The sequence below is a fragment of the Acinetobacter uliginosus genome (assembly GCF_044130295.1).
In the GTDB taxonomy this organism is placed as follows: Bacteria; Pseudomonadota; Gammaproteobacteria; order Pseudomonadales; family Moraxellaceae; genus Acinetobacter.
Genome location: NZ_JBIQOC010000157.1, coordinates 1 through 1,042, shown reverse-complemented (window position 1 = coordinate 1,042; position 1,042 = coordinate 1). Strand labels below are relative to the sequence as shown.

Below are 1,042 nucleotides of genomic sequence, written 5' to 3'. Positions count from 1 at the left end.
TTGCTATCAGATCTCAGCATAGAGCACCCCGGATTTGCCTAAGATGCATGCCTACTTCCTTCCACCTGGACAACCAACGCCAGGCTGACTTAACCTTCTCCGTCCTCTCATCGCATTACACTGAAGTATTGGAATATTAACCAATTTCCCATCGACTACGCCTTTCGGCCTCGCCTTAGGGGTCGACTCACCCAGCCCCGATTAACGTTGGACTGGAACCCTTGGTCTTTCAGCGAGCGGGTTTTTCACCCGCTTTGTCGTTACTCACGTCAGCATTCGCACTTCTGATACCTCCAGCAGACTTCTCAATCCACCTTCATCGGCTTACAGAACGCTCCCCTACCACGTATACAAAGTATACATCCGCAGCTTCGGCACATAGTTTTAGCCCCGTTACATCTTCCGCGCAGGCCGACTCGACTAGTGAGCTATTACGCTTTCTTTAAAGGGTGGCTGCTTCTAAGCCAACCTCCTAGCTGTCTATGCCTTCCCACATCGTTTCCCACTTAACTATGATTTTGGGGCCTTAGCTGGCGGTCTGGATTGTTTTCCTCTTGACTACGGACGTTAGCACCCGCAGTCTGTCTCCCGGATAGTACTCATTGGTATTCGGAGTTTGCATCGGTTTGGTAAGTCGGGATGACCCCCTAGCCGAAACAGTGCTCTACCCCCAATGGTATTCGTCCGAGGCGCTACCTAAATAGCTTTCGGGGAGAACCAGCTATCACCGAGTTTGATTAGCCTTTCACCCCTATCCACAAGTCATCCCCTGGCTTTTCAACGACAGTGGGTTCGGTCCTCCAGTCAGTGTTACCTAACCTTCAACCTGCTCATGGATAGATCACCCGGTTTCGGGTCTATACCCAGCAACTAAACGCCCTATTAAGACTCGATTTCTCTACGGCTCCCCTATTCGGTTAACCTTGCTACTGAATATAAGTCGCTGACCCATTATACAAAAGGTACGCAGTCACCGAACAAGTCGGCTCCCACTGCTTGTATGCATGCGGTTTCAGGATCTATTTCACTCCCCTCACAGGGG

Annotated in this window: 1 rRNA gene; it reads right to left on the bottom strand. The window is 50.7% G+C overall.

What is annotated here, in order from left to right:
* Window positions 1-1,042 (bottom strand): 23S ribosomal RNA (locus ACE01T_RS17260); the annotation flags it as partial.